The organism is bacterium (assembly GCA_019695305.1).
Taxonomy (GTDB): domain Bacteria; phylum UBA10199; class UBA10199; order UBA10199; family JAIBAG01; genus JAIBAG01.
Genome location: JAIBAG010000044.1, coordinates 1 through 12,476 on the forward strand (window position 1 = coordinate 1; position 12,476 = coordinate 12,476).

General features: G+C 39.1%; 14 protein-coding genes. 6 read left to right on the forward strand and 8 right to left on the reverse strand.

The genetic code is table 11. The features are described from left to right. Positions 1–190 precede the first annotated feature (190 nt). The gene (locus tag K1X76_12410; GenBank protein ID MBX7149865.1) at positions 191–3,253 is read right to left on the reverse strand and encodes a hypothetical protein; all 3,063 of its coding nucleotides are present in this window, start codon (positions 3,251–3,253) and stop codon (positions 191–193) included. Between the two features lie 75 nt (positions 3,254–3,328). Between K1X76_12410 and trxB the strand changes: the two genes are divergently transcribed. Then, positions 3,329–4,291, forward strand: a complete 963-nt coding sequence (gene trxB / locus K1X76_12415) for a thioredoxin-disulfide reductase (GenBank protein MBX7149866.1) — start codon at positions 3,329–3,331, stop codon at positions 4,289–4,291. 25 nt (positions 4,292–4,316) lie between these two features. Here the strand turns inward: trxB and K1X76_12420 are convergent, their stop codons facing one another. Beyond that, positions 4,317–6,764, reverse strand: coding sequence for a DUF4116 domain-containing protein (locus K1X76_12420; protein MBX7149867.1), 2,448 nt, complete (start codon positions 6,762–6,764; stop codon positions 4,317–4,319). Positions 6,765–6,907: 143 nt separating this feature from the next. Beyond that, positions 6,908–7,435, reverse strand: a complete 528-nt coding sequence (locus K1X76_12425; GenBank protein ID MBX7149868.1) for a hypothetical protein — start codon at positions 7,433–7,435, stop codon at positions 6,908–6,910. Between the two features lie 61 nt (positions 7,436–7,496). On the opposite strand from K1X76_12425, the gene K1X76_12430 reads away from it, so the two are divergent. The 5 genes from K1X76_12430 to K1X76_12450 all read left to right on the forward strand — a co-directional run bounded on the left by K1X76_12430 (position 7,497) and on the right by K1X76_12450 (position 9,942). Then, entirely contained in the window at positions 7,497–7,688 is a 192-nt protein-coding gene (locus K1X76_12430) for a hypothetical protein (GenBank protein ID MBX7149869.1), read from the forward strand. Beyond that, positions 7,648–8,118, forward strand: a complete 471-nt coding sequence (locus K1X76_12435; GenBank protein ID MBX7149870.1) for a nucleotidyltransferase — start codon at positions 7,648–7,650, stop codon at positions 8,116–8,118. The genes K1X76_12430 and K1X76_12435 overlap by 41 nt, the downstream gene beginning before the upstream one ends. Beyond that, on the forward strand, positions 8,115–9,137 hold the full coding sequence (locus tag K1X76_12440; protein MBX7149871.1) for a DUF3187 family protein: 1,023 nt from the start codon (positions 8,115–8,117) through the stop codon (positions 9,135–9,137). The genes K1X76_12435 and K1X76_12440 overlap by 4 nt, the downstream gene beginning before the upstream one ends. 178 nt (positions 9,138–9,315) lie before the next feature. Continuing rightward, positions 9,316–9,714: a hypothetical protein gene (locus K1X76_12445; GenBank protein MBX7149872.1), complete on the forward strand. Its 399-nt coding sequence runs from the start codon at positions 9,316–9,318 to the stop codon at positions 9,712–9,714. 126 nt (positions 9,715–9,840) lie between these two features. Further along, complete coding sequence (locus K1X76_12450; protein ID MBX7149873.1) at positions 9,841–9,942, forward strand: 30S ribosomal protein THX; 102 nt, start codon at positions 9,841–9,843, stop codon at positions 9,940–9,942. 24 nt (positions 9,943–9,966) lie between these two features. On the opposite strand, the gene K1X76_12455 is transcribed toward K1X76_12450, so the two are convergent. The 5 genes from K1X76_12455 to K1X76_12475 all read right to left on the reverse strand — a co-directional run bounded on the left by K1X76_12455 (position 9,967) and on the right by K1X76_12475 (position 12,186). Further along, entirely contained in the window at positions 9,967–10,449 is a 483-nt protein-coding gene (locus K1X76_12455) for a GreA/GreB family elongation factor (GenBank protein MBX7149874.1), read from the reverse strand. Between the two features lie 200 nt (positions 10,450–10,649). Next, positions 10,650–11,165, reverse strand: coding sequence for a hypothetical protein (locus K1X76_12460; protein ID MBX7149875.1), 516 nt, complete (start codon positions 11,163–11,165; stop codon positions 10,650–10,652). Between the two features lie 32 nt (positions 11,166–11,197). Next, complete coding sequence (locus K1X76_12465; protein ID MBX7149876.1) at positions 11,198–11,686, reverse strand: GreA/GreB family elongation factor; 489 nt, start codon at positions 11,684–11,686, stop codon at positions 11,198–11,200. Position 11,687: 1 nt separating this feature from the next. Continuing rightward, on the reverse strand, positions 11,688–11,930 hold the full coding sequence (locus K1X76_12470) for an antitoxin (protein MBX7149877.1): 243 nt from the start codon (positions 11,928–11,930) through the stop codon (positions 11,688–11,690). Beyond that, positions 11,923–12,186 carry a toxin gene (locus K1X76_12475; protein MBX7149878.1) on the reverse strand — a complete coding sequence of 88 codons (264 nt, stop codon included), beginning with the start codon at positions 12,184–12,186 and terminating at the stop codon, positions 11,923–11,925. The genes K1X76_12470 and K1X76_12475 overlap by 8 nt, the downstream gene beginning before the upstream one ends. Positions 12,187–12,476: the final 290 nt, after the last annotated feature.

The window sequence follows — 12,476 nt, forward strand, 5'->3', positions numbered from 1 at the left end:
CAGAAAAGGATATTCTTCTCGTCGAACATCGTCTCAACCATAGACCGAGAAAATGTTTAGACTTTTATACTCCTGCGGAAATACTCAAAAAATTACGTAGTGGTGCACTTCCACCTTGAACGTACCAGTGCTAATAAAACTATAATAATGGTATTAAGCGCTGCGTATAAAAGTGAGTAATGCATAGTTTTTAAAACGATGTCCCCAATTGAAAATAAAAAGTACCGTTCCTAATGTCTTGGCCAAACCATGTATCTTTAATGCCAGCAACAGCATCTCTATTTTTTACAATAATGGCATAACCCAAACGCGCATTAAGCGGTAAACCATAACCCACTACTAAATCGGTTTTAAGTTCTGTACCCACACTCATTAAACAATCACTTAAAAAGTTACTGTTATGATAAGGGCTATTCCAAATATTACCAAAATCACTAAACACCGACCCATGTATACGTTGGAAAAAAATGGGCGCTGTTCCTAAACCACGTTCAATATTCCAAATGGGAAAACGATATTCGGTTGAAAATAACACGGCTCTATCACCAGCAAACTGAACTCCGGGTAAACCTCTAAATGCAAAAAGACGCGTTGAATATCCTGCCAAAGTACCTTCGCCAAAAGGGCCTCCAAAGCGAAAACTACCGGATGCTTCTCTATCACCACCAGCCCAACCGCCAGCCGCTCTAAATGCGAGTACATGATGATCAGCATAGGGCATCTCTAAGTAGTATCGCAGATCACCCATAAACACGTATTGCTCGTTTTGCTCGGCGGAGCCGAACACACTGTTGGTCCAATCTGCCGACAAGCGCGCAAAAGGACCGTCTTCTTGGCTTACGCCATTTGGGAAAAGTTTAAATCGCGAATAAGTATAAACCGCTCTTAATCCCGCATAATTACCTAAATTAGCCGAAACAGCTGCCGGTATGGCGCTAAAATTATCGCGCTTTTCAAAAAAGTAACTTAAAGCCACGTTTTGATAGTTGCCTAAATTGTACGATGCCCCAGCATAAACCTGGTTACGTTCTTCAAAAAAACTTCCTCTATCGTAAGCATAACGCATATAGCCCACAAAAAGGCTGGGGTTATAACGTTGATAAACATAACTTAACCCGCCACCTAAAAACATGGCATCGGTACGATACGTGGCATAAGCACTCCAAGCATGACGATACAAAGGATCGGTGCTTCCTGTTACAAATTGAAAAATAAAAGCATCATCCAGCTGAAAAAAACTGGGCATAATATAACGAGGTACTAAAACTTGCGGGAACGCATTGTACTTTTTAGCACCCGCTACGGTTTCTTGAGGGGATTGGGGGATTGGATTATCATCCACCACATTTTTATAAGCCGATTCTTTGGGAGCCTTAGCTACATCTGTTTTATTTTTTGCTGGCTCAATAACCGTTATTCTTTTTTGTGCCAAAGCCATATTTGTAGACGGCAAAGAAGCTACTGTAATTGTTGCCTCCGCTTCAGAAATCACAGCGGTTTCAGATGATGCCAGTGAATCTTCTACTTCCGCTACGTGTGAAAGAGTAGTTTCGGTAAGCGAGGTTTGATAAATATCCATACCCTTCGTTTTAAAAAAAGCCACATACAATGTTTTTCCATCGGCCGAAATACTGGGTTGATACACACCACTCAGCACATTGGTAATTTTTGCCGAGGTGCCGCTAGCAACATCGTAACGGTAAATATTGGAAATACCGCTTTTATCAGAATCGTAATAAATAGAAGAACCTTCCGGCGACCAAACAGGATGCGCATCAATGGCATCATCATTAGTAATATTTTTAATTTTATCTCCGGTACGGCTATATAAAACAATGTCGCGCGATCCGTTATTGTTTCTTTGCGATACTACAATGCGGCTTCCATCCGGTGAAAAACGAGGGTTAGAAAATTGCGTATACTCTTCGGCATGCGTTAAATAATAACCTTCTTTATTTTCTAAATCGTAAACATACAAATTATCGGTTCCTTTATCGGTACGCACCATTACTAACCAGCGGTTACCCCCTTCAAACGGGGCAAAATCGGGATCGCTCGCTCGCATAGACAGCTTGGGGTTTTTCTTATCGTAAACACGCACCTGGGTTTTGGCAGCTACATCGTATACATATACTTCGGAATAATATTTATACTTTTCAGCCTCGCTAATACTGCCAAAGGCCACCTTGTTGCTGTCTGATGAAAAAGACATTTGCCCATATACAGCTCTTTTTAACACTAAAGGCTCACCACCCTTTTTAATCACTAAATGAGCCTCTTCATCGGGACTCATATCTGAATAAGCAAAACCTTGCCCCGATGGTAAGGCTGTAGGATGCGACAATACATCTTTATCTTTCACAGCAGGCGTGAAAGGCGTTATCCCTTCGGCCACAAGTTTATTTTTAAGAGCATTATAATCAGCAGCAATTTCTGTTTTCCATTCATCCCATAATTTATAAAAACTTTTACCATATACCCGTTTAGCCACACCGTTAAACGTAAACAAAAACGGAGTAGAGGAATATTTTTTGGCGTATAGTGGAACTTTATCGTCGCCGTATTTTTTAGAAAGCCACTGCCAAAATTTTACGCCATAAATATACTGTCTTTCAGCAGCAGGAAAATGAGCCCCGCTTCCTGCAGCCTGGTCAATTTTTGGAAAATTATTTTCGTAAATGCTGGTACGCAACATCATATCGGAATACGAAAAATTGGCGCGGCCATAACCTGTATTTACACTCTCTTCGTAGCTCGCAATGCCTTCACGCATCCAACCCGGGCTTAAACCGTTTGTAGCCACAATTTTGCCAAATAAAAAATGCGCTACCGAGGTAAAACCATGATGCTGATCCATATGCAAAATATGGGTAAATTCGTGAGTAATCAGTAATTCAAGATAATTTTTATAGTTTTCGAGGGGCGAATCAACATCGGGAGGCGTTATAAATAACATGATGTAATTTGCCGGCAAAACAGTTGCCGAACCATTGGCCTGATCCATTTTATCGGTAAGTACTAAATGCGTGCGCCCAAAAGGCTTCCAGTTGTATTTGGGAGATAATGTAGAATAAACTTTTTCGGATATTTCCACCACATCATTTGCCACACTCTCCAGTCCCTTTTCGTAATGAATGGCAAAATGTTTGGTTTTAACAGTATAAAAAGTTTGTGAGGGCGCAAAAAAAGCGGCATGCGCCGGCAATACAAAAACCCACGTTAAAAGAAGAAAAGATATAATTTTTTTTGTCATGTTCTGTTTACTGCAAATGGATGGTTGAAGCGTGATTTTACAGAAGTTTTTAGACACTTGCAAAGATTAAAAAGGATGATTAGAGATAGGGGAAAATATCATCCATTGGAGGATTTCATGGTTCACAACGTTATTATCATCGGTTCCGGCCCAGCCGGCTTAACCGCCGCCATTTATGCCGCCCGCGCTAATTTAAAACCCGTTTTATTCGAAGGCTATCAAGCCGGAGGCCAGTTGATGATTACAACCGATGTAGAAAACTATCCCGGCTTCCCCAAAGGCGTGATGGGCCCCGAGTTGATGCAATTATGGCGTGAACAAGCCGCCCGCTTTGGCACCGAAATTCATACAAAAGATGTAACCGAGGTCGATTTTACCAAACAACCTTTTAAAGTAACGGTAGGGAAAGATATTTACGAAGCTAAAACCGTGATTATTGCCACGGGTGCCAGCGCCAAACTCTTGGGTTTAAAAAATGAAATGAAACTGATGGGCCGCGGGGTATCGGCCTGTGCCACCTGCGATGGCGCCTTCTTTAAAGGTCAAAAATTAGCCCTTGTGGGCGGCGGCGATACCGCGCTTGAAGAAGCTCAATTTTTAACACGCTTTGCAACAGAGGTACATGTGATTCACCGCCGTGATTCTTTACGCGCATCGAAGATCATGCAAGATCGCGCGCTCAAAAATCCTAAAATTAAATTTATCTGGAACACAGTGGTGGAAGATGTGCTGGGCGACGACTCGATGACAGGTTTAAAGCTTAAAAATGTTGTAACGGGCGAGGTAAAAGATGAAAACTATGGTGGTTTATTTGTGGCCATTGGCCATCAGCCCAACACCAGCTTGTTTGTTAATAAGTTGGATATGAAAAACGACTATATTGTGACGAAACCCGGCTCCACCTTAACCAATATCCCCGGCGTCTTTGCAGCAGGCGATGTGCAAGATCACTACTACCGCCAAGCGGTAACAGCGGCTGGTAGCGGCTGTATGGCGGCTATTGATGCGGAGAGGTATTTGGAGAGCCAGGGGCATTAAAAAAAAGGAGGCGGCTTTATTGGGATTAAAGTTTACCATGGGTCTGATAAAAATGTTCCTCTTCTCTATAGATCGGAACAATACTTTTAATTTGCCCTTTTCTATCACGACTAATGTTATAGCCATCTATGCCAGAAGGAAAACGTGGCGCAAATAAAGTAACTTGTTTCGGTAAAATATTACGATAAGCATTAATCATATTATCGTTATCATCACCTCCTGTGCCTGTGGAGCAGCTCTCAAACATCACAGCTCCACTCACAATCTGCCCTAAAATAGCAGCCTCCGGATTTGCGAAATCGGCTAGTTCCACTTTTTCGCTAACCATAATATCGTCACCATCCAAAGCAGCACTACTCTCTTCTCCATGAGCTCTAAGCATTAAGACATCAAAAGAATTTTCACCATTGCCACTCACTTCTTTTGCCTCAAAAATCCAATCTTCAAACGAGGTTATTTCTCTCACAACAACTTGATACCCTCTCGTACGAAAATCATCCATAGGGCTATTTTGGCTATAGTTTACAAATGCACCATTATTATCGTACGAAGCCATAAAAATAATAATTGTCGGTTTTGTATCAATTAAATCTTTTCTGGTAAGAAAAAGTGATTCTAAATCACGCCAGCTTATAAAGCGATCTTCATTTTTTGTTTTGCTCGCCAAGGCTTCTTTAAAATTGTCAAAACTGTTTAATATACTTTCTGGAAATTTAAATCCTGCATCTCTTAATGTTTGTACTAGGGAAGGCCAAATCTCATTTTGTTTATCAGTATCTAAATTCCAAAATAAAAATCTATTATCCATAATCATTGCCATCATCAGCCCGTTGATTTCTGGAGCATCCGTAGCCATCATATAGTTTTGAGTGTTAACACCAAACAATTGACGCTCTTCTGTCGACATACTAGCCCAATTTTCAATTAAAATACTGGCTGCTTCATCTAAATCTTTACGGAAAGGCAAGGCTTTGAGTACTTTACCCCTATAGTTAGGGTATTCATTCATAAAATCCTGCAGCTTTTCCTTTGGCAAATCTGCAATGGCAGAAATAAAAATGGGGTTTTTTAATATACCGGATATGCTAGCAAATTCTTGCCACTTGTCAGGATTGCTTTTGAAATACTTAGAACGGTTTAAAAATAAAGTTAATGCACCGACATTCATTTTAAGACCATTTACGACACTGTTTAAAAAATTTGGATTATTATAAAGTGTGTCAGGCAAAAGATTGACAAGGTCCGGCTTTTTTAAAACAGCATTTCTAGCCACCTCTTCATCTTCTTTTACAGATTCACTGGCACTTTTATACAGTTCTGGGTAAAGCTCTACGGCCTGCCTCATGAAGCTTACGTCACCTATAAAAGGTGCGACAAGTGATTCATTAAGCCAATCACTATTGCGTAGGACATTTAATACAAAATCTGCATTATTCAGTAATGATGAGTCAATGTCAGATTTTCTATATGGAAAAATACATAAGTAAGCTGCTGCCACAGCAGGTTTTTTGCGGATCTCTTCGCTTAGTACATTTGTGTAAAAATAAATTAAACTTGTTTGGCGCTCACTATTGAGCACATCATGTGTGTGCTCAAATATCCTAATGGCCCTTATTATAACTTCTTGTTCATTATTTGCTGTTTGATGCTCAGGATCCAAACCTTGGGATAGCGCTTCTTTATAATCACCATCTATTATATCTTCAATACATTTAATAATGTCAGGATTAATCCTAAGGACTTTCAAGTTAAAATCTTTTGTTTTGAGATCAGCTGAAACATAATATCTATAATCATCCGTATTATAGTAAGATGCTTGCAAGGCTAGTTCTATATCTGCCTTTTTTGAAGGGTCTGATGTTGTAATAGCTCTATACCCACCATGAACTACTGCAATGTTTTGCAAGTCAGTATTGTCCTGCATTTCATCTGGCAAACGGTTAAATAAACCACCACTAATTCCTAATGCCTGCCGCATAATATCAATATCCGAAAATACAGTCTCTGGGGCATGAGAAAAAATTGCGTTAATCAGTCCCTCCTCACCGTTCATAGTTATGGAAGGACGTATATTTAAAAAATAACTAATAAATAAAGGATCGGTACATAAACTGCCAAACTCGGCATTAAAATCATTTACTAAAATCTCGTTTTCACCATTATCTGTAAATAAATAATAATCAGATAGGGGCTTTTCTACAAAAGCTTCTATTCCCTCATATAAATTAATCCCGTGCCGCTGTAATAAATTACTTAAATCTAGAAAGTGACTCCCTTGTGCTTTGGCCACACCAGCCATTTCAAGCCAGCTAGTTTTGTGATCACGATTAGTATCAAATAAGCTTGGAATTTCTGAGGTTTCTAAAACGCCATCTCTCAGAATAGATTTGTCTGTTTTGTTACTATTTACAAAATTGCGAAGTAGATCCCATTCTTCTTTTAAAACTTGTGTGTTATTGATTTTATTATTCATAAAACTAGCCCCACTTTAATTATCGGCTCCTCTTCACCGGTAAGTTGTTAAAAACAAAAAAATCCGCGCACAAAAGTGCACAGCCCTGTAAGGGAAACCATTTTAAGTACTTGAATTTATTTAATTATTTAATAGTGAGGCAATTAGAAACTGCTAGTACGTTCGGTATGCTGCTGTTTTTCACATATTTCTTTCCAAATAATCCCGGCCGTTTGTTGGGCATAAGCTATCTCGTCAACGCGGTGAGAAATGATTGATTTTGTTTTTCCACCAACTAAAAAAAGACGCGTGTCGTACATGATTGTTTTTGAATTTCGATAACGATAAATTCTTTTTACCAAATCTACTTTTTCAATTTTCTGCAAAGCCACCCGATGCGTAAATAAAACACGGTAATACAAAAAATTATCATCAAACCAGACTTTTACATTTTTTGTAAGTGCTACAATCATAAAAGCCAGTACAATAGACATCAAAATAAAAATAACCTCCAAAACATAAACCTCAGGTATGCGTGTACGCGGGATAGGATCATTCATTTTTTGCAACACACCCATAACACCCACCACATTGACAAAAGCGATAATAAGAACAATTCCTCCATACACTAGAAAACTAGAAATTTTCCGGCTTTTTGAAACAATTTGTTTGAATGAATAAGAATTTGTCATTTTTAAAAGATACTAAAAAGCATTGAAAAAAAGTAGATAATTCCTTAATAATGGCACCATCATGCAAAACGTCACCGATCAGGAATGGGCCTTAAGAGGAGTTGATATCTCGATCATCCGAGATAATTTAAAACTCACTTACGAAGAACGCCTTTTAGTACACCAAAACACTCTTGATTTTGTAGACGAACTTAAACAGCAACAAACACATTGTGCAAAACCTTCACAATCTTCTCAAATTACTGGTTCATAGCCCTCTCGATTTTATTATCGTAGGAGGCTTTGCGGCCGTATTGCATGGCTGCCACCAAACAACTCGCGATATCGATATTTGTATTCTAAATTCTCCAGAACAAATTGATCATTTAAAAGCACTTCTTGCTCCTTATCATCCTTGCCTCCGCACTACAGGAGAATCTTTTCTTCAAACCACCTCGCTCGAAGGCGATCTTCATCTTGTTACCGATTTAGGAATGCTGGATGTTATCAGTTCGGTTATTGGTGTGGGTTCTTATTATAGTGTTCTAAAAAATAGTGTAGAAATTGATATTTTAGACGGAAAATGTCGCCTCATTTCGATTGACGATTTAATAAAATGTAAGAGGGAATTAGGCCGCCACCGCGATTTAGCCGTTGCAGAAGAGTTAGAAGCAATTAAACAAGAAAATAATAAAAAATCATGAAAAAAATAATATCCATTCTTCTTTATATGTGTTTGCCTTTTTCTGCACATGCCGGTTTTTTTAAATTAAACGGCTACAACACCTACGGCCCATTTGAAAGCAGCACGCAAAACCCTCTCTTTTTACATTTTTTACAAGTACCCCTCGATAAAGTGCCTACTACTGCTAAAAAAAATGTGGATGTGTCGCTTTCTACAAATTTTACCAACATGTTTGAACAAAATCTGCCGCCCACAGGTTATGGTATAGATTTAGATATGGAATTAGTGCGTAATGCCATTAAAGTAAAATACGGCCTTACCAATAAACTAGAATTAGGGGCCGAAATTCCGTTTATTGGTTTTTTTGGCGGCTTTTTAGATTCTTTTATTCAAAATTATCACAATGCCTTTGGCTTTCCTAATGCCGGGCGCAATACCGTGCCTAATGGACGTTTTTCGTATCGTGTTAATAAAAATGGCAGCAGCGTTTATAACGTAAACAAAACACTTTTTGGATTGGGCGATATAGTACTCTCTAGTAAATTACATTTAATAGACGAAGGGAAACGTCGTTTTGGAATTGCCTTTAAAGGACTTTTAAAATTACCCACGGGATCCATCTCACACGGAACCGGATCTGGCTATCCCGATGTGGGCGTTTCGATACTGGCGCAAAAATCTTACAAAAGATTAACATCGTATAGCCAAATGGGCGTTGTTATTTTGGGAGGACACAGAGAATTAAAAGAAATAACCCGCGCGGGCTCTCTCTTTTTTAACCAGGGATTTGAGATTAATGTAACAAAACATTGTTCGTGGGTTACACAATTAGACGGTCAAACATCGTATTATGGCTATACGGGTCTTAAAGAATTATCGGGCATGTCCCTTAATTTGGTAAATGGCCTAGAAGGCAGTTGGGACCTAAAACATAAAATTAAAAAAATTAATTACCGCGTTAGCCTTTCGGAAGATTTAATACCCAGCGGCCCTGCAGTAGATTTTACTGTAAGCTCTCAAATAGGCCTTGGTTTTTAGCCTTATTGGATACGCATTCAAGGGCCTACAGTTTTCCCCTATTCTTCGCTTATCCCTAAAAATGGGTTAAAAAAATACTTTGTACGTTTTGATACTTTCCTTCACAATGATGCCTTAACTTTTTATAGGCCGCTGTTGCCCCGCAAGGCAGTGCTACGGCGAACCGAGGGAGAAAATTATGACAGAAGAACAAATTTTGCAGCAAATGCAGGGCATGGATCCTGATGCTATTGGCGGTGCCGCCATGGCAGGATTTATGATTGTTTATGTGGGTATTATGGCCTTGTTATATGTGTACTTTTCATTATGTCTTATGAAAATAGCACAAAAAACAAATACCCCCAACGCCTGGATGGCATGGATACCCATTGTGAACATTGTACTCATCTTACAAATAGCCAAACAACCGATGTGGTGGATTATTTTATTGCTCATCCCGTTTGTTAACATTGTAATGAGTATTATTGTGTGGATGAAAATAGCCGAGGCCCGTGGCAAACCGGGTTGGGTGGGTGTGTTGTTGATTGTACCGGTAGCTGGCCTGTTTGTGCCCGGCTATCTGGCTTTTACTGATTAATTTAACTTCTTACCTTTTACCCTCTCCCCTGTGGGAGAGGGTTGGGTGAGGGGTAATTTTTCATTGGATTTTTACAGCAGGTCCTCATATAAGCAAACCCTTGTTTCACACTTATAAGGAGATATTATGGGAAAAGGTGATAAACGCAGCCGCAAAGGAAAAATTAGAGCAGGTTCTTACGGCAAAAAGCGTCCTAAAAATAAAAAGAAAAAAGCTGCCGCTAAATAACAAAGGCCCCGGTTGGGGCCTTTGTTATTTAAACGCAAGCACTTCATACTCAATCTCTTGCCCTTTGGCTTTAATATCAAAAAAATCACCTACATGCGCCCCTAATAACAACTCACCCAAGGGAGAGTCGGGGGTAATAACACTTACTGTAAAATCATCCACATCCACTCTAATACCCCCGCCACAAGGCGCTAATAAAACATACAGTGGAGTATCGTTTTTAGAAAGTTGTATAAGATGATTAGCGCTAATGGTTTGAGACAATGCTGAAGGAAGAATATTTTTAAAATACTGGAGCCCCTCATCCAGCTCGGCCAAACGCTTTGTTTGGCCATTGGCTAAATAGGACGACTCCAGAGCAAAAGTATCATACTTACTTTTAGCCTGCGTTTCTTCATGCGTAGCCGCGGTGTGAGCATCGCCAATGGCTGCATTAATAACATCCATGCTGGATTGGATATGTTGGATAATCGCAGCGATCACTTTATTTTTATCGGGATCTTTCATTTATTTACAAAAAACAATTCCATCTTTATCTGCCTTACACACAACAGATATTTTTTTATCTTCAGCTTTCCAATCGATGCCATTATCGGTAAAAGATGGGAGGGACGTTGTTGACTAACCGGACTAACTTTTTAAAATAGTTTGTTGCTAAACTTAGTCCGGTTAGTCAACAACGTCCCTAATTGCAGTCAACAACGTCCCTAATTGCAATATACAGTGTTGGCCTCATCTACACGGCACGTCAGCATCATTTTTTCTGTACTATCTTTTATCCAGTTAATTCCATCTTCGGTATGCGTATTTATTAGCATAAATGTAAGTCGTAGATTTTTTTTAAGAACCATTTTTTCAACAGTAACATTCACACGTGCAGTAGCGGCACCTGAATCACATTCAATGACATCACGCATCACAAACCAACCGGCATTGGTTTTTAAACCTAAACTACAAAACTTGGTAACGTCGTCACCTGTTTCAAAAAAGGCACCTCTTAAAAAAGGTTTTTTAAAAGTTTTATCAAAAAAGGTTAAACGTGCAATATCGGGATTACACACTTCCCGCATAGAATCTTGAGGTGGATTTTGCTTGCAGTACCCGGCTAATTCTTTGTAAGGCCCAGATAATTTTTGAAAACCTTCTAAGGGGTTTTGCTTGGCCCAAACGGGTGTGATAACCAGCATAAAAAACAAATGAACTATAAAAATAATTTTACCCATATCGGCATCAAACCCTAAAACTCACACTTGAGTCAATCCCAATATTTTAACACTTCATATTCGGCTGTCTGCCCTTTTGTTTTTATTTCAAAAACATCTCCTATACGAGTCCCTAAAAGAGATTCACCTATTGGAGAATCGGGAGTTACTACACTTACCGCACAGCCGTCTACTTTGACGCGAATACCCCCACCGCAGGGGGCTAAAAAAACATACAATAAAGAATCGTCTTCTTTAGAAAGTTTTATAAGATGATTATGGGTGATTGTTTGAGAAGACGACGGTGGAAGAATATTTTTAAAATATTTTAAAGCTTCATCGAGCTCTGCCAAACGCTTTGTTTGGCCATTGGCTAAATAGGACGACTCCAGAGCAAAAGTATCATACTTACTTTTAGCCTGCGTTTCTTCGTGAGTTGCCGCTGTGTGTGCATCGCCAATAGCGGCGTTGATCACAGCCATCGCAGACTGGATGTGCTGGATGATGGCGGCAATCACTTTTTTTTTGTTGGGAGTGGGCATATTAAGCGGCAACACGGTGTAAAACTTCGGAAATAAACGTTTGATAAGGTATTCCCATTTTTTTTGCTTTTTGTTTAATAGCGGCTAAGTCGTGACTATTGACACGTATATTTAAGACTACATCCTTTTTCTTACGAGCAATCGCTTGGGCAATTTCTTTTAATTCAGCCTGACTCACCGGTACATATACTCCCTTTATGATGTCTTTCTCAATTTTTCTCTCGGATCTAGTTAATTTATTCATTTAGTTTTCCTTCTTTCCATAGCTTTGTGTATTTTCTACTGGGAAATAGCGTTTTTAAAAATATTTCATGTCTTGTTACAACACAGGGTACCACCCATATATAGTTTTCGTATTCAAAAAGTAAAATTTGCTGCTGTTTTCTAGTTGGATGCTTTTTAACAGCAAGTAAATGGCCTTGGATAAGCTCTTCAAACGATACTCCCCTGCTCTTTTTTAGCTTTTTGCTTTTTTCTAAATCCCAGTTTAACTCTCTCATTTTTCATCTTTAAAATTGTAATACATAATGTATATACAAGTCGAGGCCCAAATAGGCTCAATAGACACAAGCTATATTAGCTAACGGCGTGCCAAGGGCTTAAAAAATAAAATGTGAATGAAATTAAAGAGTTAAAATTGAGAGGGAAAAAGAGAGTCTCATAGGAGGGTACGTTCAAGGTGGAAGTGCACCACTACGTAATTTTTTGAGTATTTCCGCAGGAGTATAAAAGTCTAAACATTTTCTCGGTCTATGGTTGAGACGATGTTCGACGAGAAGAATATCCTTTT

Coding starts and splice junctions, on each gene's coding strand:
- K1X76_12475 (MBX7149878.1), bottom strand. CDS start 12,186: ATGAGAGAGTTAAACTGGGATTTAGAAAAAAGCAAAAAGCTAAAAAAG.
- K1X76_12450 (MBX7149873.1), top strand. CDS start 9,841: ATGGGAAAAGGTGATAAACGCAGCCGCAAAGGAAAAATTAGAGCAGGT.
- K1X76_12440 (MBX7149871.1), top strand. CDS start 8,115: ATGAAAAAAATAATATCCATTCTTCTTTATATGTGTTTGCCTTTTTCT.
- K1X76_12430 (MBX7149869.1), top strand. CDS start 7,497: ATGCAAAACGTCACCGATCAGGAATGGGCCTTAAGAGGAGTTGATATC.
- trxB (MBX7149866.1), top strand. CDS start 3,329: ATGATTAGAGATAGGGGAAAATATCATCCATTGGAGGATTTCATGGTT.
- K1X76_12410 (MBX7149865.1), bottom strand. CDS start 3,253: ATGACAAAAAAAATTATATCTTTTCTTCTTTTAACGTGGGTTTTTGTA.
- K1X76_12465 (MBX7149876.1), bottom strand. CDS start 11,686: ATGCCCACTCCCAACAAAAAAAAAGTGATTGCCGCCATCATCCAGCAC.
- K1X76_12445 (MBX7149872.1), top strand. CDS start 9,316: ATGACAGAAGAACAAATTTTGCAGCAAATGCAGGGCATGGATCCTGAT.
- K1X76_12425 (MBX7149868.1), bottom strand. CDS start 7,435: ATGACAAATTCTTATTCATTCAAACAAATTGTTTCAAAAAGCCGGAAA.
- K1X76_12455 (MBX7149874.1), bottom strand. CDS start 10,449: ATGAAAGATCCCGATAAAAATAAAGTGATCGCTGCGATTATCCAACAT.
- K1X76_12460 (MBX7149875.1), bottom strand. CDS start 11,165: ATGGGTAAAATTATTTTTATAGTTCATTTGTTTTTTATGCTGGTTATC.
- K1X76_12420 (MBX7149867.1), bottom strand. CDS start 6,764: ATGAATAATAAAATCAATAACACACAAGTTTTAAAAGAAGAATGGGAT.
- K1X76_12470 (MBX7149877.1), bottom strand. CDS start 11,930: ATGAATAAATTAACTAGATCCGAGAGAAAAATTGAGAAAGACATCATA.